Genomic DNA, 25,849 nt, shown 5'->3' with positions numbered 1-25,849 from the left:
TGTTTATTGGGGAGTGAGACTTATCTTCAATGAGGTGAGGGGATGGTTGATTTGCAGCGAACTTTAACGAAACCGCAGTTGTACGAAGGACTCATCGACCGTTTGGGTCGGGCACTGGATGCAGCAAAAACGGCAGGTCGCTTGCGTGACGAGCGGCCTGTGGAGCTGGAACTGCGTGGCTTGAGCCAGGCAGAGCTTGAATTGATCAAGGTTTATCTGGAGTTGAACGAGCGCGATGGGGCTCATAGGGTGGCTTCCCCGCCCGCCCCGGAGTCTTTGCGCTCAGCCAAGGTCGTATGGCTGAAAGACTTGTCGACCGGCCGAAGCCCGGAAAAGCTTCGGTCCGTGCGGTTCAAGTAAAGCATGGCGTTATCTGTTGCCTTCTCGGCAACACCTGGCAGCTGAAGCTGCTTCGTTCTTGTAAAGATTGTCGTTGAACACCGTTACACCTTAGGCTTCGGGCATCTTTGGAGATGCCCGATGCCTTTTCGTTATTTCATAAAACAATTGTTGTTGCCGCCCGGCATTCTTTTGCTGTTGTTGGCTCTTGCCTGGTGGTTTCGTCGCAGCCGTCCGCGTCTGGCTGGGGCATGCTTTGCCTTGGGTTTTGGCGGGATGTGGTTGATGAGCTTGCCGGTGGTGGTGCAATGGGGCTCGAAGGCCCTGGAGACCGAACCGCCGTTGGCCCGCGACGAATGGTCAACCCTGGCGCAGCGAGCCGATGCCATTGTGGTGCTGGGCTCTGGTCGTGAGCGCGGCGATTTGGCCTGGGGTACTGATCAGCCGACCGGCATAGGCCTTGAGCGCCAACGCTACGCGGCTCGGTTGGCCAAGGCTTCGGGGTTGCCGGTGTTGACCAGTGGAGGTTTGCACTATGGCACGCCGCCCAGCGAGGCAGAGTTGATGGCGGTGTCGATGCAGGATGACTTTGGTGTCACCGTTCGCTGGAAGGAGGAGAGCAGTCGCACCACGTGGGAAAACGCCCAACTGAGCGCGCAGATTCTATTGCCTCAAGGAATCAAGCGAGTGGTGGTCGTGACTCAGGCCTGGCACATGCCACGTTCCCGCTGGAGCTTTGAGAAGGCCGGGTTCACCGTGGTCCCGGCGCCCGTCGGGTTTCTGGGCGAGGACAATGCCCGGCCACTGGGTGGCTGGATGCCGGAGTTCAAGTCGATATGGCAGAGCGGGCAGTTATTGAATGAGGCGGTGGGGCAGGTGGGGTATCGGATGTTTTACCGATAATTTAGCCACACCGCCGCTCCCACATTGTCCAGGGTGAATTTTTCAGACCGTCTTCGACATCCGGCCCGCCAGCAATGCCCAGCCAAACAGCACCAGGCACACAATGATCAGCGGCCACGACCGCCATTGCAGGTAGGGCGTCAGGTTGTGCATCGGTACCACTTCGCCATAGAGGACGCCCTGCTCAAACTGCGGGATCTGCTCGGTGATCTGGCCAAACGGGTCGATCAGGCCGGTGACGCCATTGTTGGTGGCGCGAATCATCCAGCGGCCGGCTTCCAGGGCGCGCATCTGGGCCATTTGCAAGTGCTGCAAGGGGCCGATGGAGGTGCCGAACCAGGTGTCATTGCTGATGGTCAGCAGTAAGTCGCTACGAGCCGACAGGCTGGCGGCGAATTCCGGATAGACCACTTCATAGCAAATGAACGGCGCAATCTGATAGCCCTTGGCCTGCAGCAGGGCTTGATCGGCCGGCCCTCGGGCGAAGTCCGACATCGGCAGGTCGAAGAAGGCGATCAGGCCGCGCAGCAGATCTTGCAGCGGCACGTACTCACCAAACGGCACCAGCTTTTGTTTCAGATAGGTGCCATCGCCTTCGCCCACCACGGTGATGCCGTTGAAGTAGCGCTTCTGGTGATGCACTTCCTGGCGGATTGGCACGCCGGTGATCAGCGCGGTGTTCCGGTCAGCGGCGAACTTGCTCATCATGGCCAGGTAGCCTTCGGCGGACTCCTTGAGAACCGGGATCGCGGTTTCCGGCCAGATCAGCAGGTCAACACGCTTGGAGCTAAAGCTCATGTCACGGTACAGCGCCAACTGTGCGTTGAGCTGGTCGGGGTCCCACTTCATGCTTTGTGCCACATTGCCTTGAAGTGCCGCCACCGTCAGTGCCGGGCCGGCGGGTGTGGTCCAGGCGTGATGCTTGAGCGCCAGGCCAATCGCCCACGGAGCCACCAGCAACACCAGGCCAGCCCCTACAAACATATTACGTTTGGCCGCCAGCAAACGCGGCAGGTTGCAGATCAATGCCGCTGTCAGCGCCAGTGCAAAGGAGATCAGCCATATGCCGCCCAGCGGCGCGAGGCCAGTGAGAGGGCCGTCGAGCTGGCTGTAACCGGAATACAGCCAAGGGAAACCGGTGAGGAACCAGCCGCGAAACGCTTCCTGACCGACCCACAAAGCGGCAAACGCCAAGGCGTCCGCCAGGGGCGCTTCGTTACGGCGCAACCAGCGTGCCCACAGCCAGGCGGGCAGGGCAAAGAACCAGGCGATCGCAGCGGTAAACGCCAGCATCAACAACCCGGCCAATAGCACTGAGGCGCCGCCGAAGTGGTGAATGCTGTAGTAAATCCAACTGGTGCCGGCGCCAAACAGGCCGAAACCGAAACACCAGCCACGGCCCAGGGCCTGGCGTGGCATCAGCTCACGAAGTCCTGCATAGAAGAATCCGACCGCCACCAGCGCCAGCGGCCAGATATCGAACGGCGCCAGCGCCAGGGTGGTGATGGCGCCGGCCACCACGGCCAGCAAGTTACCGGGCCAGCCGGGTGCGGTGAGACGGCGCATGTCAGTCCTTAGCGGGCAATAGGTGTCAGGCGAATCAGATGGATCCGGCGGCTGTCGGCATTCAGGATGCGAAAGCGATAGGCGCCGATTTCCGTGGTTTCGTTACGCTTGGGCAGATGCCCGAACGCGCTCATCACCAGGCCGCCGACGGTGTCGAACTCATCGTCGGAGAATTCGCTATCGAAGAACTCGTTGAAGTTCTCGATCGGCGTGAGGGCCTTGACCAGGAAATCACCGCTGGGCAGCGGCTTGATGTAGCTGTCTTCTTCAACGTCGTGTTCGTCTTCGATGTCGCCGACGATTTGTTCCAGCACGTCTTCGATGGTCACCAGACCCGCCACGCCGCCGTATTCGTCAATGACGATGGCCATGTGATTGTGGTTGGCGCGAAACTCGCGCAACAGCACATTCAGACGCTTGGATTCGGGAACAAAGGTGGCCGGACGCAGCAGGTCCTTGATGTTGAAGCTGTCGCCGTTCTCCTTGAGGATCAGCGGCAGCAGGTCCTTGGCCAACAGGACGCCCATGACGTCGTCATGGCTTTCGCCGATCACCGGGTAGCGCGAGTGCGCCGAGTCGATGACGGCCGGGAGGAACTCCCGAGGGGTCTGGGTCGCCTTGATGCTGATCATCTGCGAGCGCGGGACCATGATGTCCCGTACTTGCAGGTCAGCCACCTGGATGGCGCCTTCGACGATGGCCAGCGCTTCGCTGTCCAGCAACTTGTTCTGATGGGCCTCGCGCAGCAGCTCCAGCAGCTCCTGGCGGTTTTTCGGCTCGTGGGCAAAGGCCTGGGTGAGTTTCCCCAGCCATGACTTTTGCCCGTTGCTCGATCGGTCTTCGCTCATAGCGATTACTCTAAATCCTTATGTGTTTCAGTTAAGTGTTGTTTCAGGTGTGTGTCGATCAGTTTTCGTCGTCTGCATAGGGATCACGATGACCCAGTTCTGCAAGCAACGTTCGTTCCAGTGCTTCCATTTCCTCGGCTTCCTCATCGTCTATATGGTCGTAACCCAAGAGATGCAAGCAGCCGTGGATGACTAGATGGGCCCAGTGGGCCTCAAGTTCCTTGCCTTGTTCCTTGGCCTCGCGCTCCACCACTTCGACGCAAATCACCAGATCGCCCAGCAGCGGGATATCCAGCAACTCGTCGGGGACATCAGCGGGAAACGACAGCACATTGGTGGCGTAGTCTTTCTGGCGCCAGGTGTGGTTCAGTTCTCGGCCTTCGGGCTCGTCCACCAGGCGGATGGTCAGTTCCGAGTCGGCGGTGCGCTGGCGCAGGGCCAGTGTGCACCATTGACGGAATTGTGCTTCGCTGGGGGCGGGCGCTTCGGTGGCCAACTGCAGATCAAGCTCAAGCATCGCGGCGGTTGTCCTTGGACAGCCCGTCGTCGCGATGTTCGAAGCGCTCGTAAGCCTCGACAATGCGCTGGACTAACGGGTGACGCACCACGTCCTTGGGCATGAAGTGAGTGAAGCTGATGCCCGGCACGTCCTTGAGCACTTCGATCACCTGGCCCAGGCCCGACTTGGTGCCCTTGGGCAGGTCGACCTGGGTGATGTCGCCGGTGATCACGGCCGTCGAGCCGAAGCCAATACGGGTCAGGAACATTTTCATCTGCTCGACGGTAGTGTTCTGGCTTTCGTCGAGAATGATGAAGCTGTTGTTCAGGGTGCGGCCGCGCATATAGGCCAGCGGAGCGATTTCGATCACTTGGCGCTCGATCAGCTTGGCCACGTATTCGAAGCCGAGCATTTCGTAGAGGGCGTCATACAGCGGGCGCAGATACGGGTCGATCTTCTGTGCCAGATCGCCGGGCAGGAACCCCAGTTTTTCGCCGGCTTCCACCGCCGGGCGCACCAGCAAGATGCGTCGCACCTGCTCGCGCTCCAGGGCGTCGACCGCGCAGGCCACCGCCAGGTAGGTCTTGCCGGTACCGGCAGGACCGATGCCGAAGTTGATGTCATTACCGAGGATTTCTTTGACGTAGCGCTGTTGATTCAAGCCGCGCGGGCGAATCATGCCTTTTTTGGTACGCAGCGCGACGCTGGCTTCGGCCACCGGGTTGTTGGCCAGGTCTTCCACGGCGGATTCCTGCAAGTACAGGTGTACCGTTTCCGGCGACAGCTCACTACCTTTGGTTTCCCGGTAGAGGCGACGCAGGAGGTTTTCCGCAGAGGTGGTGTGTTGGGGTTCACCAATGAGCTCGAACTGATTGCCGCGGTTGCGGATCTCGATGCTCAGGCGCTGTTCGATCAAGCGCAGATGCTCGTCGAACTGTCCGCACAGGTTGGCGAAACGGCGAGCCTCAAAGGGCTCGAGGAGGAAACGATGTGGTTCTATGGGTGCGTTCAAGGTCGTTTTAAGCCGCCCTGGGGCAATTAGGATGAAATCAAGGATAACGCCAGCAGCCGGTGTGCGAAAGCACTTATATAGCCGGAGTGCGGCGCAGTTCTACTGTGGACGGGCTTGTGTGGGAGCCGGGCTTGCCCGCGATGCAGGCACCTCGGTGTATCAGGTGCACCGAGGTGATGCTATCGCAGGCAAGCCAGCTCCCACATTTGATCTTCATTTGTCTTGAGGTCGGGTTGTCAGTTGATCAACGAGCCGCGCAGCGAGTGCGGTTGGGCCGCATCAATATGCACGTCCGCGAACTGCCCGATCAGGGTCGGGTTATCGCAACGGAAGTTGACGATTCGGTTGTTCTCGGTCCGACCTTGCAGCTCGCCCGGGTCTTTCTTCGAGTAGTCGGTGACCAGAATGCGCTGGGTCGATCCCACCATCTGGCGGCTGATCTCGAAGCCTTGCTGGTTGAGTCGATGTTGCAGGGCGTTCAGGCGCTCCTTTTTCAGCGCTTCCGGGGTTTCGTCCGCGAGGTCGGCGGCCGGGGTGCCTGGGCGCTGGCTGTAGACGAACGAGTAGGAAAAGTCGAAACCGACGTCTTCAATCAGCTTCATGGTCTGCTGGAAATCCTTCTCGGTCTCGCCAGGAAAGCCGACGATGAAATCCGAGCTGATGCAGATGCCCGGTACCGCTGCGCGCAGTTTGCGCAGTTTGGATTTGTATTCCAGGGCGGTGTGGTTGCGCTTCATGGCCGAGAGGATGCGGTCCGAGCCCGATTGCACCGGCAAATGCAGGTGTTTGACCAGCTCCGGTACTTCGGCGTGGGCCTGGATCAGGCTGTCGGAGAACTCCAGCGGGTGCGAGGTGGTGTAGCGAATACGCTCGATACCGTCGACGGCGGCGACCACGCGGATCAGTTCCGCCAGGTCCGCCATGCGTCCGTCGTGGGTCTGGCCGCGATAGCCGTTGACGTTCTGGCCCAACAGGGTCACTTCGCGCACGCCGTTCTCGGCCAGGTGGATGATTTCGGCCAGTACGTCGTCGAACGGTCGGCTGACTTCTTCTCCGCGGGTATAAGGCACGACGCAGAAGGTGCAGTACTTGCTGCAACCTTCCATCACCGACACATAAGCGCTCGGGCCGTCGATACGTGGCTCGGGCAAATGGTCGAATTTTTCGATTTCCGGAAACGAGACGTCAACCTGGGGCAGCTTGGTGATACGGGCGGCGTCGATCATTTCCGGCAGACGGTGCAGGGTCTGCGGGCCAAAGACCACGTCCACATAGGGCGCGCGGTCGCGAATGGCGGCACCTTCCTGGCTGGCCACGCAACCGCCGACGGCGATCACCATGTCCGGGTTGGCCAGTTTCAATTCGCGCCAGCGACCCAGCTGCGAGTACACACGGTCCTGGGCTCGCTCGCGGATCGAGCAGGTATTGAGCAGGATCACGTCGGCATCTTCAGCGCGGGCGGTGACTTCCAGGGCCTGATGTTCACCCAGCAGATCGACCATGCGCGAGCTGTCGTACTCGTTCATCTGGCAACCGTGGGTTTCGATGTAAAGCTTCTTGGCCATGGGGATCGTCAACTGGTGGTAAAGAACCGCGCATTATAGGGGGCATGCCGATAGGTTCCTAGCACTGTGCATCGGGTGCCATGCTATAGTTCGCGCCCTCTTTTATATCCCCGATGTGTTACCCGCCCACCATGACCAAACGTGAAGCTCCAATCTACAAGGTGATTTTCCTTAACCAGGGCCAGGTGTTCGAAATGTACGCCAAGCAGATCTATCAAAGTGATCTGTGGGGCTTCCTGGAAGTGGAAGAGTTCGTCTTTGGCGAGCGTACACAGCTGGTCGTCGACCCCGGCGAGGAAAAACTCAAGGCCCAGTTCGAAGGCGTGGTGCGTAGTTTTGTGCCAATGCATTCGATTGTGCGCATCGATGAAGTCGAGCGTCTGGGCACGCCGAAAATCAGCGAAGCCCGGGGCATGAGCAATGTCATGCCGTTTCCGATGCCAATGCCTGAGAAGTAAGGCTTTAGATCGAGTCGGCCCCTTCGCGAGCAAGCCCGCTCCCACATTCGACCGCATTCCAGCTGTGGAAACGCGGTCGAATGTGGGAGCGGGCTTGCTCGCGAAGGCGTCAGTGAAGGCGCTACAGAATTCAGGGCAGTGGTGAGAAAGGCGACCGCCCATCCGCGCTCTGCAGTTCCTGCAGGTAGTTACGGAAAATCTGCCCCAGCACCTGGGTCGCCACTTCCAGCTCATCACGCTGCATATGCTCGGCGACTTCGTCGGCGGTATCCAGCGCCTCTTCGGCCCCGTTGACCGCGGCCATTTTCAGCACGATATACGCCTGAACGTTATTGGCCGGCACGCCTTCGCCTTTGAAGAACATGCTGCCCAGCTGGAATTGCGCCTGGGCGTGGCCTTGCAACGAGGCCTTCTCGAAATAACTCAAGGCTTTGTTGAGGTCGAGGGAGGGGTTTTTACTGTCGTGGAAGAATTCGCCCAACTCGTATTGCGCCTGCGCATCCCCGCCGTCGGCCAGTTGCTGGCACGCGCTCAGGGCTTCGGCCTGGCTTTCTGGCTGGGTATTGAGGGTGCAACGACCCATCGCTGGGATTAACAACGAGTTGCCGCCTGCTTGTGCATGCGCGAGCAGGGGCTGAAGGAGCAACAGGCAGCCCAGAACCAGGGTGCGGCCGGTGCGTTTCATGGGAATCGACTTACCTCTGACGGGGCGCGCGGACCCACAGGGGGATCCAATAAGCGCGCATTATGAAATAAGCAGGCCCCTGCTTACAAAGTCTTTACTCGTTTTTCTGCTGCGTGGGCAAGTTATCTGCCGGTTTGCAGGTAATTTCTCGGAAAAAGAAGGAAAGTTCTGTAAGCAAAGTAGCAAATCTGACGCCGCCATGGGCGACGTCAGGTTTAAAGCCTGCTTATTTCAGGGCGGCGAAGGCACGTTCGGCTGCGTCGAGGGTCAGTTTCAGCTCGGCGTCACCGTGGGCGATCGAGGTGAAACCGGCTTCAAAGGCGCTCGGGGCCAGGTACACACCGCCTTCCAGCATCAGGTGGAAGAAGCGCTTGAACAGTTCGGCATCGCTGCTCATCACGTCATCGAAGGTGACGATGTCATCGGCGCCGCTGAAGTACAGGCCGAACATGCCACCCGCTTGTGTGGTGACGAATGGAATACCGGCCGCATCGGCACGCTGTTGCAGGCCGTCCAGCAGTCGGGCGGTGTAGTCGGTCAGTTCGGCGTGGAAGCCCGGGCGGCTGATCAGGCGCAGGGTGGTCAGGCCGGCGGCCATGGCCAGCGGGTTACCGGACAGGGTGCCAGCCTGATAAACCGGGCCCAACGGGGCGATGTGCTGCATGATTTCACGCTTGCCGCCAAAGCAGCCCACCGGCATACCGCCACCGATGATCTTGCCGAACGTGCTCAGGTCCGGGGTCACGCCGTAGTGCGCCTGGGCACCGCCGAGGGCGACGCGGAAACCGGTCATCACTTCATCGAAAATCAACACCACGCCGTGCTTGTCGCACAGGGTCCGCAGGCCTTCGAGAAAACCCGGGGCCGGTGGAACGCAGTTCATGTTGCCGGCCACGGGCTCGACGATGATGCACGCCACTTCCTGGCCGACTTCGCTGAGCATCTGCTCGACTGCAGCGATGTCGTTGAATGGCAGGGTCAGGGTGTGTTTGGCAAATGCGGCAGGCACACCGGCGGAGCTTGGTACACCCTGGGTCAGCAAGCCGGAGCCGGCCTTGACCAGCAGGCTGTCGGAGTGGCCGTGGTAGCAGCCTTCGAACTTGATGATGCTGTCGCGGCCGGTGAAACCCCGGGCAAGGCGAATGGCGCTCATGGTGGCTTCGGTGCCGGAGCTGACCATCCGCACCATCTCCATGGAGGGCACGATGGAGCAGACCAGGTCAGCCATCTCGGTTTCCATGGCGGTCGGGGCGCCATAGGACAGGCCGTGTTCCAGCTGTTTGCGTACCGCGTCCAGCACGTCCGGGTGGCTGTGGCCGAGGATCATCGGGCCCCAGGAGCCGACGTAGTCGACATAGCGCTTGTCGTCTTCATCAGTGACGTAGGCGCCTTCGGCGTGCTTGAAGAACAGCGGCGTGCCGCCAACGCTTTTGAAGGCGCGCACGGGCGAGTTCACGCCACCGGGGATGTGTTTCTGGGCATTGGCAAACAGGGTTTCGGAACGGGACATGATCGGGCTCTCTGAAATCGATTATTGAATCTTGAGCAGTTCGTTGAAGGCGCGGGCACGGCGCGTCACTTCTGCAGGGCTGTCGGCACCAAACAGGCCATGGACCACCGCCAGCAGGTCGGCACCGTGGGCCACCAGGGGCTCGGCGTTTTCCAGGGTGATGCCGCCGATCACGCAGATCGGCAGGTGCAACCGGGCGCGGGCCTGGGTCAGCAGTTCAATGTCGGCCGCCGGGGCACCGGGCTTGGTGTTGGAATTGAAGAAGCGGCCGAAGGCGACGTAACTGGCGCCTTCCTTGGCCGCTTGTTCGGCCAGTTCGATCTGGCTGTGGCAGGTGGAACCGATGATCGCATCACGCCCCAGCAATGCCCGGGCCGGCGTCAGCGGGCCGTCGGTCTGGCCCAGGTGTACGCCGACACCCAGGCGTGCAGCCAATTCGGCGTCGTCGTTGATGATCAACTGAGTCTTGTAGCGTGAACACAACTCACGCAATTTCTCGGCCTCCCGCAGGCGGCGCGCCTCATCGCTGCTTTTGTCTCGGTATTGCAGCAGGGTCACGCCACCGTCCAACGCCGCTTCGACGTAGGCCAGGAACTTGCCGGCCAACAGTTGGCTGTCGGTAATGGCATAAAGGCCACGTAGTTTCATCGGGCAGGCCTCTTGATGTTACGAGCAGAAATCCAACGGCAGGCGACGGGGAACAAACTGCCCCTGGCCGAGTTGTTCGGCGTCACGCAGGGTGCGCCAAGTATAATTGAGCGCTGACTCTACCGCGCTGACCAGGCCTTCGCCCTGGGCCAGGCGGCCGGCAAGGGCGCTGGCCAGAGTGCAGCCGGAACCGTGATAGCTGCCGGGCAAACGCTGGCAGGTAAAGGTCCGATGGCTGCCATCGCGGCTGTACAGGCGATTGTGCACTTCATGCTCGTCGCCATGACCGCCGGTGATCAACAGGTGCTTGATGAACGGCAGCAGTTTCTCGGCGCACTCGTCGGCGCTGCCTTCGGGCAGTTCCGCCAGGATGCGCGCTTCCGGCAGATTGGGGGTGGCAATCAGCGACAGTGGCAACAGCCGTTCGCGCATGGCGTAGCCGACTTCGTCCTTGCCCAGGCTGCCGCCGCCGCCGGCCCGCAGCACCGGGTCGCAGACCACCGGCAGGTGCGGGTGCTCCTTGAGCAACTCGACGACGGTGTCGACCATGGCCGTGGAGCCGAGCATACCCAGCTTGACCGCGGCCACTTGGGAGTCGCCGAGCACGGCGTTGGCCTGGGCCAACACCCACTCACGGTCAAGCACGCGGAAATCACTGACATTGACGGTGTTCTGCACGGTCAACGCGGTGATGGCCGGAGCCGCATGACAACCCTGGGCGAGCAGGGCTTCGATATCTGCCTGCAAGCCGGCGCCACCACTGGGATCATGGCCGGAGAGACAGAGGACAACGGGGCGGGAGCTGTAGATATTCATGGTGCGCGAGCTTACCACCAAACGCTTTTTGCGTGGCTGTTGGGCGCGGGTTGAATTTCACGACTGAAAATGCGTGTGGGCGGTCCTGATCAGTCATCAATCTGCTCTCGGGAAACGTTCTGGAACGCCCGTACTAGAGCCTTTCAGATTTTAATTTCAATGGTGTCCATTGGCCTTTACCGGCTATGCTAGAGTGGTTTCAAACAATAACTGTAATGCCGGTATACGTCTTCTCAAAAGGAATGGGGGCTTTTGACATAACCGGACAGGCCACGCTGGGGCTCTATGCGCTATTTGCTGATGTTACTGTGGTGCGGGTTGCCGATGCTGGCCGGCGCAGTCGAGTTTACGGACACCACCCGAAGCCTGCCGCTGGGCCAGGTGATGCAAGTGCTCGAAGATCCGAGCGGTACCCTCGACATCAAGGATGTCAGTTCCCAAGGCAACGCCGATCGGTTTAAACCCCATGACAAAGCCACCCTCAATGCGGGCTATTCGCGCTCGGTGTTCTGGCTCAAGGTCGACCTGCATTACCTCCCCAAGAATCCTCACCCGCCAAGCACCTGGCTGCTGGAGTTGGCCTATCCGCCGCTGAATCATCTGGATCTGTATCAAACCGATGGCGCGGGTGGTTATCGCCTGGCAGCTCGCACGGGCAGCGTGTTGCCTTTTTCCAGCCGTGAGATTCGCCAGAGCAGCTATCTGTTCAAGTTGGAGTTTGCCCCCGATCAGCAGGAAACCCTGTACCTGCGCCTGCAAAGCCAGGGTTCGATCCAGGCGCCGTTGACCCTCTGGTCGAGCACCGCGTACCTGGAGCAGCAGCCGTTGCGCTTGTATGTGTTGGGCGTGATCTACGGCGTATTGCTGGGGATGCTGATCTACAACCTGTTTATTTACCTCAGCGTGCGTGATACCAGTTACCTCTATTACATCCTCTACATCGCCTCGTTCGGCTTGTATCAACTGTCGGTAAACGGCGTCGCCGTGCAATATTTCTGGCCCAATAGTCCATGGTGGGCCAATGCTGCCGTTCCTTTCCTGATTGGTTCGGCGGCGCTCTTTGGCAGTCTGTTCGCCCGCAGCTTTCTGCATACCGCGCTTTACAGTCGCTGGCTCAACCGGCTACTGGTAGGGCTGGCGGCGTGTGGCGCAGGGGTGATGGTACTGGCGTTGCTGACCAGCTACGCCCTGGCGTTGCGGCTGGCCACCGGCCTGGCGCTGATCTTTACCGTGACGATCTTCGTTGCCGCCATCAAGGCCTGGTACTGCGGCCAACGAATGGCGCGTTACTTCATCATTGCCTGGTCGGCGTTCCTGATTGGCGGGGTGGTCAATACGCTGATGGTGCTGGGCTACCTGCCTAACGTATTCCTGACCATGTACGCCAGCCAGATCGGCTCTGCACTGGAAGTTGCGTTGCTGTCCCTGGCCCTGGCAGACCGCATCAACTCGATGCGCGAGCAGCAAGCGCAAATCCTGCTCGATGCCAGCCAGAAGCTCGAAGCGCTCAACCAACAACTGGCCCGCAGCAACCAATTGAAGGACGAATTTCTCGCCACCTTGACCCACGAACTGCGCACACCGATGAACGGTGTGATCGGCTCGCTGGAACTGATGCAGACCGAGCCGCTGGATGGCGAGCTGGCGCGGTACCAGCAAACCGCCGCAGGTTCGGCGCGAGACATGATGCGCATGGTCAACGGCATCCTCACCTTGACCGAGCTGCAGGCCGGTCGCCTTCATGCTCAGCCCCAGGTTTTCAGCTTGCGGGGCTTGCTCGACACCTTGCGCCAGCGGTTTCTGGCCAATGCTCAAAGCAAGGGGCTGGAGTTTTCCATTGATGTCGCCGACGAATTGCCCGATCGCGTGGAGGCTGATGCGGACAAGTTGACGCAATGCCTGGAATGCTTGCTGGACAATGCCTTCAAGTTCACCCACGAAGGGACTGTGCGGGTACGGGTGGTCGGGCTGACCACCGCGGACGGCCACCTGCGCCTGACTTTTATTGTCACCGACACCGGTATCGGCTTCGCCTACCTGGACGAAGCGACTCTGTATCAGCGCTTTTTCCAGCTCGATGGCTCCATGACTCGCGAATACGGCGGCCTGGGTATAGGCCTGGCGATTTGCCGGCAACTGATCGAGTTGTTGGGTGGGCGCTTGACCCATCACTCCGAACCTCGCCGGGGCAGCCGCTTTCAGGTGGAGCTTGAGGTTAACCCCGTCCCTGCTGAGCCTTCAGTGCCTTGTCGTGTGTCCGATACTCCGCGTGTGCCTCAGGACTGCGTGGTGTTGCTGGTGGACGACAACAGCGTGGCGCAGTGGGTGGTGCGTGGCATGTTGCTCAAGCTCGGTTACCGGGTGAAGACGGTCGATAGCGGACCGGCGGCGATGACGTTGTTGCAGGACGACACCTTCGATGCCGTGCTGCTGGATTTACCGGAAGGGAGCTTTTCCCTGTGTTGCCAGATCCGTGCGTTGCCGGGGTGCGGTGGACTGCCGGTGATTACCTTGAGCACCTCGCTGCAAAGCCCCGAGCGTGAACACTGCCATGGTGTTGGCCTCACCGACCGGCTGGTCAAGCCGATACGGTTTGAAGCCTTGCAGGCAGTATTGGAGCGCCGGCTGTTGTCGACAGTTGAGGGCGAAAGCGCCGACAGTTAGGCGCTTATGCCACTTTTTTAACGCAGGTGACGGTGCTTAACTGAAATTCAGGCTTCAGACAACGAGGCCACTTTTTCAGGAGGCCCGTCATGAATCTGCACCAGTTCGCCGAAACCCACGACGTCACCAACCAGCCGCCGTCCCTGGACGGTACCAACCTGTACCGCATCGATTTGCCCCTGCAAGACTGGTCCCGTCGCTTCGGTGCCGGTTGGGCCCAGGAGCGGATCGACGCCTATGGCGCGCTGGCGGGTGGGCCGTTGATGGCGGCCGGGTTCCTGGCCAACGAGAACAAGCCGGTGTTCAACAGCCATGACCGCTATGGCCATCGTATTGACCAGGTGGCGTTTCATCCTGCTTATCATGAGCTGATGCGTACGGCCATCGAACATGGCTTACCGTCGCTGCCCTGGGCTCATCCGCAACCTGGCGCGCATGTTGCTCGCGCAGCCATGACCTACTTGCACAGCCAGGCCGAAGCCGGCACCGGCTGCCCGCTGACCATGACCTTCGCGTGTGTCCCGGCCCTGCGTTTGCAGCCGGACCTGGCTGAAACCTGGTTGCCGAAAATCCTCAACACCGAATACGACCCGCGTAACGTCGGCATTGCCCACAAGACCGGTGCCACCATCGGCATGGCCATGACCGAGAAACAGGGCGGCACCGATGTGCGTGCCAACACCACCCGCGCCTACCCGGTGGGCGCCGGCGGACCGGGCCAGCCCTATGAACTGGTGGGCCACAAGTGGTTCTGCTCGGCGCCCATGTGTGACGCCTTCCTGACCCTGGCCCAGACCGACAAGGGCCTGACCTGTTTCCTGCTGCCCCGGCACCGTCCGGATGACACCCGCAACCAGTTCTATATCCAGCGTCTGAAAAACAAACTCGGCAACTGCTCCAACGCATCCAGCGAAGTGGAGTTCCGCGGAGCCCTGGCCTGGATGATCGGCGAAGAAGGACGCGGCGTACCGACCATTATTGAAATGGTCGCCATGACCCGCTTCGATTGCATGGTGGGTTCCAGTTCGTTGATGCGCCAGGCATTGACCCAGGCCAGCCATCACTGTGCTCATCGTTTGGTGGGCGGTCGGGTACTCAGCGAGCAGCCGCTGATGCAAAACGTACTGGCCGACCTGGCGCTGGAAAGCGAAGCGGCGCTGGCCTTGAGCATGCGCATGGGCCGGGCGCTGGACCATCTCGATAATGAACAGGAGGCCAAATTCGCCCGGCTGGTGACGGCGGTGGGCAAATATTGGATCTGCAAGCGCGCGCCGGCGATGATCAACGAGGCCGCTGAGTGCATGGGCGGTGCCGGGTATGTCGAGGACAGTATCCTGCCGCGGCTGTACCGTGAGGCGCCGGTCAATTCGACGTGGGAGGGTTCCGGCAACGTGCAGTGCCTGGATGTGCTGCGGGCGCTGTCGAAAGAGCCTGGCGTACTGGAGGCGTTGTTTGTCGAGCTGGGGGACGGTCATGGTGACAAGCACCTGGCTCGACATATTGAACAGCTCAAGTCAGCGTTCATGGACACCCAGGATATTCAGTACCGCGCCCGGCAACTCACCGAAGATATCGCCTTGGCGTTGCAGGCCAAGTTGCTGCTGGAGGCGGGCAATAGCAGTGTCAGTGATGGGTTTATTGCCAGTCGGTTGAGTGAGTCGTCGGGGCGGGCGTATGGCACCTTGCCTCGTGGTGTGGACGTGGAAGGTATTGTCGCGCGGTCTACACCGCCGCTCCCACATTATTGATCGCATTCTAATCCCACTGTTTCGGTGAGGCTGGGATACAGGCAAGATGAAGGCCTGCAAGTCAGAACACAGGATGCTTACCGTGACCGAAGCTTTTGTTGTTGTTCAAACCGCTGAAGAGGCCGTGGATCGGCTGGCGGCGCTGCATGAGCGTGCCACTGGCGCGCTCAATCAGGCCCTCAAGCGTTACCTCAAAGACCGCGTCGAGCCCGATGCCGAACAGCGCGCGTTGTTTCGCTACCCTGAACTGCGCCTGACCTACCTAGTCCAGGGCGAAGTCCCACAGACCACCCGGGCCTATGCCAAGGTCCAGTTGCCGGGCACCTACAGTGTCACCGTCACCCATCCGTCAGCCTTTCGCAAATACTTGCTGGAGCAGTTGGTGCCGCTGATGCACGACTTCACCGTGACGGTGGAAGTGGGCGTCAGCCAGCAGAATATTCCGTACCCGTACGTGGTAGAGCAGGGCGATGAATTGGCCGGTTCCGGCGTCACCGCCGCGACCCTGGCGCGTGTCTTCCCGAGTACCGACCTGTCGGCCGCTACCGATGGCATCGCCGATGGCCTGTATGACTGGGAAAACACCGATCCGCTGCCGCTGGCGTTGTTCGATGCCGCCCGTGTGGATTTCTCCCTGCGCCGCTTGGTGCACTACACCGGCAGCGACTGGCGCCATGTGCAGCCGTGGATCCTGCTGACCAACTACCACCGTTATGTCGACCAGTTCATCGTCCATGGCTTGGAGCAGTTGCGCAGCGACCCGCGCTTCATCCGCATGGTGTTGCCGGGCAACGTGATCATCGACAAAAGCATGGACCATGGCGAAGCGTCTGCCATTGCGGCGGGCGTGGTCTGGCACCGTTACCAGATGCCGGCCTACCACTTGCAAGCCAGCGATGGTCACGGCGTAACCCTGGTGAATATTGGGGTCGGCCCGTCCAACGCCAAGAACATCACCGACCACCTGGCCGTACTGCGCCCACATTGCTGGCTGATGATTGGCCACTGCGGCGGCCTGCGCCAATCCCAGACGATCGGCGACTATGTACTGGCCCACGCCTACATGCGCCGCGACGGGATTCTTGACCGGGTAGTGCCGCCGAATATTCCGATCCCGGCCCTGGCCGAAGTGCAGATGGCCTTGCAGCAAGCGGCGGCCAACGTCACCGGCGAGAAGGGTGAAGAGCTCAAGAAGCGTCTGCGCACCGGCACCGTGCTGACCTACGACGATCGCAACTGGGAGCTGCGCTGGGCCCAGGAGCGTCCGCTGATCAACCTGTCCCGCGCTGTGGCGGTGGACATGGAAAGCGGCACCATTGCAGCCCAAGGCTATCGTTTGCGCGTGCCTTACGGCACCTTGCTGTGTGTCTCCGATAAGCCGTTGCACAGTGAGATCAAGTTGCCGGGTTCAGCCAACGCTTTTTATGAGCGTGCGGTCAGCCAGCACTTGAAGATCGGCATTGAGGCGGTGGATTTGTTGCGCACTGAACTCAACTCGCTGCACTCGCGCAAATTGCGCAGCTTTGACGAGCCGCCGTTCCGCTAAGCGGTTGGGATGGTTATTTAACGGTCAGGCCACTAGCATTGTCGGTCCTGACCGTTAGATATTCCTTTTGCCATGTCCCGTCCTGCTCGTCCCGTTTCCCGCCGCCCCGGTGTGAAAAATCCGCAAACCTCGTCAGCCCCGCGCCGTGTTGCCAAGGCGCCACCGGCTGAGCCGAAGTTGATTCTGTTCAATAAACCGTTCGATGTGCTCACGCAGTTCAGTGACGGCGAAGGGCGGGCCACCCTCAAGGACTTCATCGACATCCCCGGCATCTATCCCGCCGGCCGGCTAGACCGTGACAGTGAAGGCCTGTTGTTGCTGACCAATGATGGCCAGTTGCAGGCGCGGATTGCCGACCCCAGGCACAAGCTGGCGAAAACCTATTGGGTGCAGGTAGAAGGCGAACCGACCGAGGAACAACTGCAACGCCTGCGCGATGGGGTTGAGCTCAACGACGGCATGACCCTGCCCGCCGAAGCCCGGCAGTTGGATGAACCGCAACTGTGGCCGCGCAATCCACCGGTGCGTTTTCGCAAAAGCGTGCCGACTCATTGGCTGGAGCTGGTGATCCGTGAGGGGCGCAACCGGCAGGTACGACGCATGACCGCCGCTGTCGGTTTGCCGACCTTGCGCCTGGTGCGAGTGCGTATTGGTGACTGGTCGATCGATGGCCTGGATCAGGGCCATTGGAAAGAGGTGCCGGCGCGCTTATAAAGCGCCGGACTCGATAAGGCCGATCACCACGCTTTTGATGATGAACGCGGCTATACCCAGGCCCAACACGAAGAACAGGATGAAGGAACCAAAGCGCCCGGCCTTGGATTTTTTCGCCAGGTCCCAGACGATAAAGCCCATGAAAATGATCAGGATCGTGACTAGGCCAGTCATCATCCATTCTTCAAATACGGCGGGATCAATGGAGTTCATTGGGCAGTTCCGGCAGGGGCGGGACGCAAAGTATACGTCAGGGCAATCAGCTCGATATTGACCTGCGTCGGTCAGTCGCATGCGAGCCTATTGTTGAAATACGGTCAAAATGTGGGAGCGGCGGTGCGACGATTCGACTTGCTCGCGAAAGCTGAGTGTCAGTCACCAAATGTATTGGCTGACATACCGCATTCGCGAGCAAGTCGAATCGTCGCACCGCCGCTCCTACATCTGTTCGGCGGCGGCCTCAGGTGCGCAGGTGCGTCAGCGGCAACTCGGTACTGTTCAGCACCTGGTTCAGCACAAAGCTGGAGCGCACGCTGGTGACACCTTCGATGCGGGTCAAATGCCCCAGCAGCAGTTTCTGGTAGTGATCCATATCCGGCACCACCACTTTCAACTGATAGTCAGCGTCCATCCCGGTTACCAGGCTGCACTCCAGCACTTGCGGCAAGGTACGAATGGCGGCTTCGAAGTTCTCGAAGCGCTCGGGCGTGTGTCGGTCCATGCCGATCAGCACGTAGGCCGTCAGGCTCAGGCCGAGCATCTTGCGGTCCAGCAACGCCACCTGGCGCGCGATGTAGCCGTCGTCTTCCAGTTGCTTGACCCGGCGCGAGCAGGGTGACGGCGACAGGCCGATCCGCTCGGCCAACTCCTGGTTGGAGATCCTCGCGTCGCGCTGTAATTCCGCCAAAATACTCAGGTCGTATCGGTCAAGTTTGCTCATGGGGCTGGCCTTTGTCGTAACTATTGCTGCGAATTATCTATCCAGGGTTAAAAATTGCGCAAGCACTGTTTATTGACGCAATCTTCGCAATCATCTGTCGGCACCTCACGCCTATGATTACCAACAGAATCACTGCCCGGACATAGAGTCCACTGCAGCCCGCCCAACAGGCCGGCTGCGGCCCGCCAACCCCACCGGGTTGCGCCGGCCCCCGGGCTGCACACTGTCCACAAGACGGCGTGAGGTGAGCCAACGTCAAAAGCGTTGAGCCAGGACGAAATTCTCAAGGGGCGGCCGACGGGTCGCCCCTTTTTATTGGGTGCGAAAATTGTTCTCGTGACTGATAACCTGTTGCAGAACCGGGCCCCTGTTTTCCAGTCTCATGTATAAGCCCTAATCCGCAGTGAGGAAGAGCATGAAGCGCATCTGGCGTTTGGCAGGTGTTGGTTTGCTGATGGTGACCGTTGGCACGCAGGTCATGGCCGACGAACGAGATAACGGGCAACGCTCTGAGGGCGGTGGCCAACATGAGCGGGGACCGGAAGGCGGGCGGCCAGGTGGCAACAATCAGCCACGGCCACAAAATAACCAACCGCGCCCGCAGGCTCCTCGCCCCGAGAACAACCAGCCTCGTCCACAGAATCAGCATTTCGAAAACAATCAGCCGCGCCCACAGAATCAGCATGTTGATCGCGGTGACCAGAATGGCGGCGGTCAGTGGCAAGGGCGCCCCCAGGGTAGCGAACAGCCCCGGCCGGCTAGCAACTTGCCGATCCAGGGCCGCCCCGACGCCGTTCGCCAGACCCAGGAGCCGCGTCCCGGCAACTATCAGGACATCCCGCGTCGCAACGATGGCAATCAGCATTGGCAGGCCGGCAATGCACCAGGCCAGCGGCCCGGTTACAACGGTGGGCACCCCAATGACAACCGCTGGCCAGGCCGCCCCGACGGGCATGGCAATGGCTGGGGCCCAGGCCCGCAACATCGTCCGGGTTATATCGTCGACCGCTTCCCCGACCGCAACTACCGTGTGCCCTATCGTGGCCAGGATTATTTCTTTTCGGGCGGCTATTGGTACCGTCCCCAAGGCCCACGCTACATTGTGGTAGCGCCGCCTTACGGAATCCGGGTGCATTACTTGCCGGACTACGCACGGGAAGTGTGGGTGGGCAGTGCGCTGTTTTTCCTCGCCGCCGGTGCCTATTACACCTACGAGGCCACCTCCCAACAGTACGTGGTGGTTGAGCCGCCGACCGCAGCCCCCGCACCGCAACCTGCGCCCCAAGGCAATGGTTATGACGTGGTGGCCTATCCCGCCAACGGTCAATCACCGGCGCAAGTGCAGCAAGACGGGTACGACTGCTACCGTTGGGCTGTGCAGCAAAGTGGTTTTGACCCACGGACGGTCACTTACGCCCCTGACCCTGCGGTGGTGCAAACCTACCGCCAGGCTCAGGGCAACTGCCTGAGCAGTCGCGGGTATCAGGTGCAGTACTAGGCCTTGGCGCCCTTGACCACTTCCTGTGGGTCGGCGTGCACCAGCACTTCGGCTCGCGGGTAGGCTTGATGGATGGCATCGGCGGCTTGGTCGCTGATGCCGTGGGCTACCGACAGGCTCAACTCCCCCGGCAACTCCAGGTGCAGTTGCACAAACCAGTGGCTGCCGGAGATGCGTGTGCGCAAGTCATGGGCACCGAGCACGCCGGGCACGCTGCAAGCCAGCTCCAGCATATGTTGGCTGACATTGGGTGGCAGTTCCTCGTCCATCAGCACCGCAAAGCTTTCCCGAGCGATCTGGACCGCGCTCCACAGGATGTAGGCGGCGATCCCCAGGCCGAACCAGGCGTCTACCTGATGAAAGCCAAACCCGGCCAGCACCAGCGCTATCAAAATACTGCCGTTGAGCATCAGGTCCGAGCGGTAGTGCAGTGAGTCGGCGCGCACCGCATTCGACCCGGTTTCACGAATGACCCGATGTTGCAGGATCAGCAACGCCACGGTCAGGGCCAGGGACAGCAGGATAACGGCGATGCTGAGCCATGGCGCCCCCACCGGTTCCGGATGCTGCAAACGCTGGAACGCCTGGAATGCGATCAACACCGCACTGCCGGCGATGAACAGCGCTTGCGCCATGCCCGACAGCGACTCCGCCTTACCATGGCCATAACGGTGATCGTCATCGGCCGGGCGCAGGGCGTAATGCACCGCCAGCAAATTGAGCAGCGAGGTCACACCATCGAGCAGCGAGTCGGTGAGCCCGGCGAGCATGCTCACCGAGCCACTGAGCCACCAGGCGACGGCCTTGGTCACAATCAGCACGCAGGCCACGCCGACTGAAGCGCGGGTGGCCAGGCGCAACAGCCGGGCGTGTTCGGGAGTGCTGGTCATCAGGTGTTCAGATCCTTCAAGCGGCGGGTTGCAAACCCAGAGTGGCAAGCTGTTGAACGCTGCCCTTGAACTGAATCATGCGTGGATCGTCCAGCGGCAGGTTGTGGCCGGTTTCCTGCTGGATGATGGTTTGCAGCTTGGCGTTGTCGACTTTGCCGTCGGCACCGATGGCTTGTTGCAGTTTCTCCGGGGCCACCTGGGCGGTCTTGCCAGGCTCGAAATAAATGGCGCCGGTAGCGAAGTCGACACCGAAGGCGATCAGGCCGGGAATCACATAGAACAACAGGCCAAGCGCATCGAGCACGGCAATCGCCGGGTCGATCTTGCCGTCGATCTGGCCACGGCGGTCGGGGTAGAAGATCGAACCGCAAGCCGTCAACTGGCTCAGCAGGGTGACGGCCAGAACACCGCCAATGACACGGGAAGCAATACGCATGGAACTCTCCTGAACACGCTTGAAGGGTAACTATAAGCCAGATCTGCCAGGCGAAGCCGATCTAATGGGGCACGCCAGTTCTCACATTAGATCGCGTTCACCATCAGATCCCGATGTGTTTTTCAGACCACCACCGACGCCCGGCAGTTCGCCGTTATACTCGCCGCTCTGCTTTGGAGCCAGTATGAATTCGTTGCCAATCGATGATGTTTTACCCGCCCTGCGTGAAGCCTTGGCGACGCGCCATGAAGCGGTGCTCGAAGCACCGCCCGGTGCCGGTAAAACCACGCGGGTGCCGTTGGCGCTGTTGAATGAAACCTGGCTCGCCGGGCAGACCATTCTGATGCTTGAGCCCCGGCGTCTGGCGGCGCGTGCGGCTGCCGAGCGCCTGGCCAGTGAGTTGGGTGAGAAGGTGGGTGAAACCGTCGGCTACCGGATTCGGTTGGACAGCAAGGTCGGCCCCAACACCCGCATCGAAGTGGTCACCGAAGGCATCCTCACCCGGCGTTTGCAGGATGACCCGGCGCTGGACGGCGTGGGTTTGTTGATCTTCGACGAGTTTCACGAACGCAGCCTGGATGCCGACCTGGCCCTGGCCCTGAGCCTTAACGGCCGAGACCTGTTTCGCGACGAGCAGCCGCTGAAGATCCTGCTGATGTCGGCCACGCTTGAAGGCGAACGCCTGGCCAGCCTGCTGGGCGACGCGCCGATCCTGCGCAGCGAAGGCCGTATGTACCCGGTGCAGATGCGCTGGGGCCGGCCATTCCAGCCCGGAGAATTTATCGAACCACGGTTAGTGCAGACCATTCTTGAAGCCTTGCACGACGAGTCCGGCAGTGTGTTGGTCTTCCTGCCGGGCCAGGCGGAGATTCGTCGGGTCAATCAGCAATTGGCTGACGCTCTGGGTGATCGCGGCGATGTACTGCTGTGTCCGCTGCATGGCGAATTGGACCTGGCGGCGCAACGAGCGGCAATCGATCCGGCACCCGCCGGCAAGCGCAAAGTGGTGCTGGCGACCAATATCGCCGAGACCAGCTTGACCATCGATGGCGTGCGGGTGGTGATCGACGCCGGGCTGGCGCGGGTGCCGCGTTTCGACCCCGGCAGCGGGATGACCCGCCTCGACACCCAACGTATTTCCCGCGCCAGCGCCACTCAGCGTGCGGGGCGGGCAGGGCGGCTGGAGCCGGGCGTGTGTTATCGGTTGTGGTCCGAGGATCAGCATGAAGCGTTGGCGGCCTATGCCAGTGCGGAAATCCTGGCGGCCGATCTGGCCGGACTGGCCTTGCAGCTGGCGCGCTGGGGTGTGACGCCTGGCCAACTGGTGTGGCTCGATGTCCCGCCGACGGCCGTTTATGCCCAGGCCCAGGATTTGCTGGTGCGCCTGGGGGCGTTGGATGAAGGTGCGTTAACCAAACATGGTCAGAAAATGGCCGAGCTGCCGGCCCATCCGCGTATCGCTCATTTGTTGCTGCGCGGTCAGGACCTGGGGTTGGCGAGCATGGCCTGTGACGTGGCAGCCCTGTTGGGCGAGCGCGATATCTTGCGCGGTGGCGGCGCGGATTTGCACAGTCGCCTGGCGTTGTTGTCGGGCGAAGAGCGCGCACGTGGCACTCAAGGTGGTGTGCAGCGGGCCAAGCAACTGGCTCGGCAATACCGGAGTTATCTGCGGGGCAAAGCCGAGCAGGCGGTTGCCGACCCTGATCATCCGCGCTGGCTCGGTGCTTTGCTGGCCCTTGCTTACCCCGACCGTGTGGCGCAACAACGTCGCGCCGGTGGCGCCGAGTATCGCTTGGCCAATGGCCGCGCGGCGCTGTTTGCCGAGGCTGACAGCTTGATGAAACAGCCGTGGCTGGTGATCGCCGATCTGGGCAGTCGTCAGGGTCAGCGGGAGGAGCGGATCTACCTGGCGGCGGACTTTGATCCGGCACTGTTTGACTCAGTGTTGGCCGAACAAGTACGGGTGGTCGATCAACTGGACTGGGACGAGCGCGAAGGTGTATTGCGCGCTGAACGCCAGCGCAAGGTGGGCGAGTTGGTACTTGGCCGAGAGCCGCTGGCCGGCCTCGACGAAGCCGCTCGCAACCAGGCGCTGGTCAACCTGGTACGCCGCAAGGGGTTGGAACTGCTGCCCTGGACCCCGGAGTTGCGTCAGTGGCAGGCGCGGGTGATGTTGTTGCGCCAACTGGACGCCGGTAAAGACAGCCCGTGGCCGGACGTCAGCGACAGCGCGTTGCTCGCCAACCTTGAACATTGGTTGATGCCGTACCTGGGCAAGGTCTCGCGCCTGAGTCATTTCGCCAACCTGGACCTGTCCAGTTTCCTGCATAACCTGCTGCCCTGGCCGTTGCCGCAACGCCTGGACGAACTGGCGCCCCATCACCTGAAGGTGCCGTCGGGTTCATCGGTGCGCCTGGATTACAGCGAGCAGCCGCCGATCCTGGCGGTGCGCTTGCAGGAGTTGTTCGGGCTCGCGGACACGCCGCGTATTGCCGGCGGGCGGCAAGTGGTCAAGTTGCACCTGTTGTCGCCGGCGCGGCGGCCAGTGCAGGTGACCCAGGACCTGGCGAATTTCTGGCGCAGTACCTACGCCGAGGTGAAGAAGGATTTGAAAGGTCGCTATCCCAAGCACTACTGGCCGGATGATCCGTTGGTGGCTGAGGCCACGGCACGGATCAAGCCCCGGAAGTAATTTTGGGTGGCGCTACTGCGCCGCCGGCAACAGAAACCGTGCAATCACCGGCAAGTGATTGGAGGTGCGTAAGGTGTCGGCTTGCCGCACCTGGGCTTCGACCCGCTTGATCCGCGGGCTGTAGAACAGATAGTCCAGCGTACGATCCGGCTCGTCGACAGTCGGGTCATTGGGGAAGTACGTCAGCCATTGGGCCCGGTCCACCCCACTGGACTCGCTGTTGCTCGGGATCATCGGGTATTTGTCCCACAGCAGATGCAACTCGCTGTCGGGGGAGTATTGTCCGCGCTTGCCCGCATCCAGGCGCAGGAATTGCCCCAGCGCCAGCAAATTGAAATTCCCGCCAATCAGCCATGGCGTGCCACGGCTTTCGAATTTATCCAGTAGCTTGCCGGTCATCTGCACCTGTTCCAGTACGGCGCTGCTGCCGGGAGCTGAGCCGTCCAGTCGGGTGTTGAGGACTGCCAGTTGACCGCCATCACTCAACGGCAGGTAGGTCAGCAGCAGCGCCGGTTTCGCCTGGAACTGGCGACTGATCAGGTTGGCCGAAGCTACCGGCAATTGCAGGCGCTCGGCGTGTTCGATCTGGTAGCGGCTCATCGTCACCAGCTTGCGGCCGACACTGCCGAAGATATGCAGGTCCGGGACGAAGTCGGCCTTCCAGTCGAAGGCTTGGGTGCTGCAGGGGTAAAGATCGGCCACGCGCTCCTGGAGCAATGCCAACTGGTCCTGATAGTGGGAGCGCTTGGCACCCTCGTCCAACTCTTGCAGCAGCAGGATGTCGGGTTGCTCGTCGCGAATCACGCGCGCCACTTCATCAAGGCTGAAGGCCATGTCTTCGACGGTGGGGCGATCGTCCGGGCCGCTGCCGTCCGAGGTGTCATACCAGAACACATAGTTCTTGCCGGCCAGGTACTGCACGTTCCACGTCATCACCTTGAGTGCCTGGCCCGGCAGCAGGGTCGGTGCCCGGGGGGCGACGCAGCGGATGGGCAGCGTTTCCTTGTCAGCAGGGCGCCAGGTCAGGCTGTAGGTCAGTGCGGCCAGCAGGCCTGCGAGAATCAGCAGGCCCACCAGGGTGATGCGCAATAAACGGGTCATCGGCTCGGCTTATGGCATTCCAGAATAGGGATGGAGCATATCACCGCGCGTCCGCATCACCACCGATCAGCATGAACAGGCGAAACAGCACCACGCTGGTAAACAACTGCAGGAAGCTTTGCGCACTGTCGATCAGCACGCCCAGCACTGGATTCGGGTCAGGATAGACGGCCACTGTGGCGTCCTTGAGCAGCCATAGTGGTGTCATCACACACAGCAGGCACACCAGGATTCGCCAGAAATGCCCACGGGTCAGGCGAAAACTTTCCTTCATGGCCGACAGCGCCGACATGCCCCGCAGCACCAGCAGGTACTCGGCGAAGGCCAGGGTGACCATCAGCCACAAGCCCGGCAGGAAATACAGCGACAACCCCAGCAGGATCAGCAGTGTGCTGATGGCCGTCAGCAGGGCAAAACGTGGCCACAGAGTCACCGCCATGGCCAGCACGTCCAGGGGGCGCGGCGATTCGCCACGGGTACGGGCGTCGAGGAACAGGATCAGCGCCCCGGTGTACAGCGGATACACCAGCAACCCCACCACCACGCTATAACCGGGGAACGCATCAGGCCCCAACGAATGATCGAGCACCTGTTGCAGCAGTGCCTCCAGGATCACCAGCGGCAGGCACAGTTGAACGATGGCGCCCAGGTTGCGCTGGAAAAAATAGAAGGAGTCGCGCAGTACGTTTAACGGATTCATCAAGGTCATCACAGGCCGAAAAAGCAGGGGCACACTTTAACCGATCACTGGCAAACGTAAACCTTGCGTAA

At 60.9% G+C, this 25,849-nt stretch carries 24 protein-coding genes; 9 read left to right on the top strand and 15 right to left on the bottom strand.

Features of this window, described 5'->3' with window-relative positions; translation table 11 throughout:
• The first annotated feature begins 42 nt into the window (after positions 1-42).
• Both J7E41_RS04045 and J7E41_RS04040 read left to right on the top strand, forming a co-directional pair.
• A complete protein-coding gene (locus tag J7E41_RS04045) occupies positions 43-360 on the top strand; it encodes a hypothetical protein (protein WP_214990302.1) in 318 nt (105 codons plus the stop codon).
• Between the two features lie 120 nt (positions 361-480).
• Entirely contained in the window at positions 481-1,242 is a 762-nt protein-coding gene (locus tag J7E41_RS04040) for a YdcF family protein (protein WP_214990300.1), read from the top strand.
• Positions 1,243-1,284: 42 nt separating this feature from the next.
• Here the strand turns inward: J7E41_RS04040 and lnt are convergent, their stop codons facing one another.
• From lnt to miaB, 5 genes are all read right to left on the bottom strand, one after another.
• Positions 1,285-2,808: an apolipoprotein N-acyltransferase gene (gene lnt / locus J7E41_RS04035; RefSeq protein WP_214990298.1), complete on the bottom strand. Its 1,524-nt coding sequence runs from the start codon at positions 2,806-2,808 to the stop codon at positions 1,285-1,287.
• Positions 2,809-2,816: 8 nt separating this feature from the next.
• Positions 2,817-3,656 (bottom strand): HlyC/CorC family transporter, encoded by an 840-nt coding sequence (locus J7E41_RS04030; RefSeq protein WP_005791724.1) that lies wholly within the window; start codon positions 3,654-3,656, stop codon positions 2,817-2,819.
• A 58-nt stretch (positions 3,657-3,714) separates the two neighbouring features.
• Positions 3,715-4,173: an rRNA maturation RNase YbeY gene (gene ybeY / locus J7E41_RS04025; RefSeq protein WP_214990296.1), complete on the bottom strand. Its 459-nt coding sequence runs from the start codon at positions 4,171-4,173 to the stop codon at positions 3,715-3,717.
• Positions 4,166-5,167 carry a PhoH family protein gene (locus J7E41_RS04020; RefSeq protein WP_214990294.1) on the bottom strand — a complete coding sequence of 334 codons (1,002 nt, stop codon included), beginning with the start codon at positions 5,165-5,167 and terminating at the stop codon, positions 4,166-4,168. Before J7E41_RS04020 ends, ybeY begins: the two co-directional genes overlap by 8 nt.
• Positions 5,168-5,403: 236 nt before the next feature.
• Positions 5,404-6,732: a tRNA (N6-isopentenyl adenosine(37)-C2)-methylthiotransferase MiaB gene (gene miaB, locus J7E41_RS04015; protein ID WP_155585147.1), complete on the bottom strand. Its 1,329-nt coding sequence runs from the start codon at positions 6,730-6,732 to the stop codon at positions 5,404-5,406.
• A 131-nt stretch (positions 6,733-6,863) separates the two neighbouring features.
• Here miaB and J7E41_RS04010 point away from each other — a divergent pair, with 131 nt between their 5' ends.
• Complete coding sequence (locus tag J7E41_RS04010) at positions 6,864-7,190, top strand: DUF1820 family protein (RefSeq protein ID WP_003215457.1); 327 nt, start codon at positions 6,864-6,866, stop codon at positions 7,188-7,190.
• A 130-nt stretch (positions 7,191-7,320) separates the two neighbouring features.
• Here the strand turns inward: J7E41_RS04010 and J7E41_RS04005 are convergent, their stop codons facing one another.
• From J7E41_RS04005 to J7E41_RS03990, 4 genes are all read right to left on the bottom strand, one after another.
• The gene (locus tag J7E41_RS04005; RefSeq protein WP_214990292.1) at positions 7,321-7,875 is read right to left on the bottom strand and encodes a tetratricopeptide repeat protein; all 555 of its coding nucleotides are present in this window, start codon (positions 7,873-7,875) and stop codon (positions 7,321-7,323) included.
• Positions 7,876-8,101: 226 nt separating this feature from the next.
• Complete coding sequence (hemL, locus tag J7E41_RS04000; RefSeq protein ID WP_214990290.1) at positions 8,102-9,385, bottom strand: glutamate-1-semialdehyde 2,1-aminomutase; 1,284 nt, start codon at positions 9,383-9,385, stop codon at positions 8,102-8,104.
• Between the two features lie 21 nt (positions 9,386-9,406).
• Positions 9,407-10,033: a thiamine phosphate synthase gene (gene thiE / locus J7E41_RS03995; RefSeq protein WP_214990288.1), complete on the bottom strand. Its 627-nt coding sequence runs from the start codon at positions 10,031-10,033 to the stop codon at positions 9,407-9,409.
• An 18-nt stretch (positions 10,034-10,051) separates the two neighbouring features.
• Positions 10,052-10,849, bottom strand: coding sequence for a hydroxymethylpyrimidine/phosphomethylpyrimidine kinase (locus J7E41_RS03990; protein WP_214990286.1), 798 nt, complete (start codon positions 10,847-10,849; stop codon positions 10,052-10,054).
• A 285-nt stretch (positions 10,850-11,134) separates the two neighbouring features.
• On the opposite strand from J7E41_RS03990, the gene J7E41_RS03985 reads away from it, so the two are divergent.
• The 4 genes from J7E41_RS03985 to J7E41_RS03970 all read left to right on the top strand — a co-directional run bounded on the left by J7E41_RS03985 (position 11,135) and on the right by J7E41_RS03970 (position 17,521).
• Positions 11,135-13,513, top strand: coding sequence for a hybrid sensor histidine kinase/response regulator (locus J7E41_RS03985; protein ID WP_214990284.1), 2,379 nt, complete (start codon positions 11,135-11,137; stop codon positions 13,511-13,513).
• 89 nt (positions 13,514-13,602) lie between these two features.
• Complete coding sequence (locus J7E41_RS03980; RefSeq protein ID WP_214990282.1) at positions 13,603-15,261, top strand: acyl-CoA dehydrogenase family protein; 1,659 nt, start codon at positions 13,603-13,605, stop codon at positions 15,259-15,261.
• Between the two features lie 46 nt (positions 15,262-15,307).
• Positions 15,308-16,807 carry an AMP nucleosidase gene (gene amn, locus J7E41_RS03975; protein WP_177325013.1) on the top strand — a complete coding sequence of 500 codons (1,500 nt, stop codon included), beginning with the start codon at positions 15,308-15,310 and terminating at the stop codon, positions 16,805-16,807.
• Positions 16,808-16,879: 72 nt separating this feature from the next.
• The gene (locus J7E41_RS03970) at positions 16,880-17,521 is read left to right on the top strand and encodes a pseudouridine synthase (protein ID WP_251029317.1); all 642 of its coding nucleotides are present in this window, start codon (positions 16,880-16,882) and stop codon (positions 17,519-17,521) included.
• Here the strand turns inward: J7E41_RS03970 and J7E41_RS03965 are convergent.
• Positions 17,516-17,725, bottom strand: coding sequence for a DUF2788 domain-containing protein (locus J7E41_RS03965; RefSeq protein WP_169357921.1), 210 nt, complete (start codon positions 17,723-17,725; stop codon positions 17,516-17,518). The two genes, J7E41_RS03970 and J7E41_RS03965, sit on opposite strands and share 6 nt — an antisense overlap.
• 256 nt (positions 17,726-17,981) lie before the next feature.
• Positions 17,982-18,461: an Lrp/AsnC family transcriptional regulator gene (locus tag J7E41_RS03960; RefSeq protein ID WP_003194418.1), complete on the bottom strand. Its 480-nt coding sequence runs from the start codon at positions 18,459-18,461 to the stop codon at positions 17,982-17,984.
• Between the two features lie 415 nt (positions 18,462-18,876).
• Between J7E41_RS03960 and J7E41_RS03955 the strand changes: the two genes are divergently transcribed.
• Entirely contained in the window at positions 18,877-19,959 is a 1,083-nt protein-coding gene (locus J7E41_RS03955) for a DUF6515 family protein (protein WP_214990280.1), read from the top strand.
• Here the strand turns inward: J7E41_RS03955 and J7E41_RS03950 are convergent.
• Both J7E41_RS03950 and J7E41_RS03945 read right to left on the bottom strand, forming a co-directional pair.
• A complete protein-coding gene (locus J7E41_RS03950) occupies positions 19,956-20,849 on the bottom strand; it encodes a cation diffusion facilitator family transporter (RefSeq protein ID WP_214990278.1) in 894 nt (297 codons plus the stop codon). The genes J7E41_RS03955 and J7E41_RS03950 overlap by 4 nt on opposite strands.
• 16 nt (positions 20,850-20,865) lie before the next feature.
• Positions 20,866-21,285 (bottom strand): polyribonucleotide nucleotidyltransferase, encoded by a 420-nt coding sequence (locus tag J7E41_RS03945; protein ID WP_214990277.1) that lies wholly within the window; start codon positions 21,283-21,285, stop codon positions 20,866-20,868.
• A gap of 184 nt (positions 21,286-21,469) precedes the next feature.
• Between J7E41_RS03945 and hrpB the strand changes: the two genes are divergently transcribed.
• The gene (gene hrpB / locus J7E41_RS03940) at positions 21,470-23,977 is read left to right on the top strand and encodes an ATP-dependent helicase HrpB (RefSeq protein ID WP_214990275.1); all 2,508 of its coding nucleotides are present in this window, start codon (positions 21,470-21,472) and stop codon (positions 23,975-23,977) included.
• A 12-nt stretch (positions 23,978-23,989) separates the two neighbouring features.
• On the opposite strand, the gene J7E41_RS03935 is transcribed toward hrpB, so the two are convergent.
• Both J7E41_RS03935 and J7E41_RS03930 read right to left on the bottom strand, forming a co-directional pair.
• Entirely contained in the window at positions 23,990-25,078 is a 1,089-nt protein-coding gene (locus J7E41_RS03935; protein ID WP_214990273.1) for an endonuclease/exonuclease/phosphatase family protein, read from the bottom strand.
• A 40-nt stretch (positions 25,079-25,118) separates the two neighbouring features.
• On the bottom strand, positions 25,119-25,778 hold the full coding sequence (locus J7E41_RS03930; RefSeq protein ID WP_214990271.1) for a YciC family protein: 660 nt from the start codon (positions 25,776-25,778) through the stop codon (positions 25,119-25,121).
• Positions 25,779-25,849: the final 71 nt, after the last annotated feature.

This window comes from Pseudomonas fluorescens (assembly GCF_018614655.1).
Taxonomy (GTDB): domain Bacteria; phylum Pseudomonadota; class Gammaproteobacteria; order Pseudomonadales; family Pseudomonadaceae; genus Aquipseudomonas; species Aquipseudomonas fluorescens_BX.
This window is presented reverse-complemented; position numbering and strand designations above follow the sequence as displayed.

Bases quoted from the DNA above. Each gene is read 5' to 3' on its own strand.
- J7E41_RS03930 (WP_214990271.1), bottom strand. From the start codon at position 25,778: ATGAATCCGTTAAACGTACTGCGCGACTCCTTCTATTTTTTCCAGCGC.
- J7E41_RS03950 (WP_214990278.1), bottom strand. From the start codon at position 20,849: ATGACCAGCACTCCCGAACACGCCCGGCTGTTGCGCCTGGCCACCCGC.
- J7E41_RS04040 (WP_214990300.1), top strand. From the start codon at position 481: ATGCCTTTTCGTTATTTCATAAAACAATTGTTGTTGCCGCCCGGCATT.
- J7E41_RS04010 (WP_003215457.1), top strand. From the start codon at position 6,864: ATGACCAAACGTGAAGCTCCAATCTACAAGGTGATTTTCCTTAACCAG.
- amn (WP_177325013.1), top strand. From the start codon at position 15,308: ATGAAGGCCTGCAAGTCAGAACACAGGATGCTTACCGTGACCGAAGCT.
- miaB (WP_155585147.1), bottom strand. From the start codon at position 6,732: ATGGCCAAGAAGCTTTACATCGAAACCCACGGTTGCCAGATGAACGAG.
- ybeY (WP_214990296.1), bottom strand. From the start codon at position 4,173: ATGCTTGAGCTTGATCTGCAGTTGGCCACCGAAGCGCCCGCCCCCAGC.
- J7E41_RS03985 (WP_214990284.1), top strand. From the start codon at position 11,135: ATGCGCTATTTGCTGATGTTACTGTGGTGCGGGTTGCCGATGCTGGCC.
- J7E41_RS03980 (WP_214990282.1), top strand. From the start codon at position 13,603: ATGAATCTGCACCAGTTCGCCGAAACCCACGACGTCACCAACCAGCCG.
- J7E41_RS03960 (WP_003194418.1), bottom strand. From the start codon at position 18,461: ATGAGCAAACTTGACCGATACGACCTGAGTATTTTGGCGGAATTACAG.
- J7E41_RS04045 (WP_214990302.1), top strand. From the start codon at position 43: ATGGTTGATTTGCAGCGAACTTTAACGAAACCGCAGTTGTACGAAGGA.
- thiE (WP_214990288.1), bottom strand. From the start codon at position 10,033: ATGAAACTACGTGGCCTTTATGCCATTACCGACAGCCAACTGTTGGCC.
- J7E41_RS03990 (WP_214990286.1), bottom strand. From the start codon at position 10,849: ATGAATATCTACAGCTCCCGCCCCGTTGTCCTCTGTCTCTCCGGCCAT.
- J7E41_RS03945 (WP_214990277.1), bottom strand. From the start codon at position 21,285: ATGCGTATTGCTTCCCGTGTCATTGGCGGTGTTCTGGCCGTCACCCTG.
- hrpB (WP_214990275.1), top strand. From the start codon at position 21,470: ATGAATTCGTTGCCAATCGATGATGTTTTACCCGCCCTGCGTGAAGCC.
- J7E41_RS04030 (WP_005791724.1), bottom strand. From the start codon at position 3,656: ATGAGCGAAGACCGATCGAGCAACGGGCAAAAGTCATGGCTGGGGAAA.
- hemL (WP_214990290.1), bottom strand. From the start codon at position 9,385: ATGTCCCGTTCCGAAACCCTGTTTGCCAATGCCCAGAAACACATCCCC.
- J7E41_RS04005 (WP_214990292.1), bottom strand. From the start codon at position 7,875: ATGAAACGCACCGGCCGCACCCTGGTTCTGGGCTGCCTGTTGCTCCTT.
- J7E41_RS03970 (WP_251029317.1), top strand. From the start codon at position 16,880: ATGTCCCGTCCTGCTCGTCCCGTTTCCCGCCGCCCCGGTGTGAAAAAT.
- J7E41_RS03955 (WP_214990280.1), top strand. From the start codon at position 18,877: ATGAAGCGCATCTGGCGTTTGGCAGGTGTTGGTTTGCTGATGGTGACC.
- lnt (WP_214990298.1), bottom strand. From the start codon at position 2,808: ATGCGCCGTCTCACCGCACCCGGCTGGCCCGGTAACTTGCTGGCCGTG.
- J7E41_RS03935 (WP_214990273.1), bottom strand. From the start codon at position 25,078: ATGACCCGTTTATTGCGCATCACCCTGGTGGGCCTGCTGATTCTCGCA.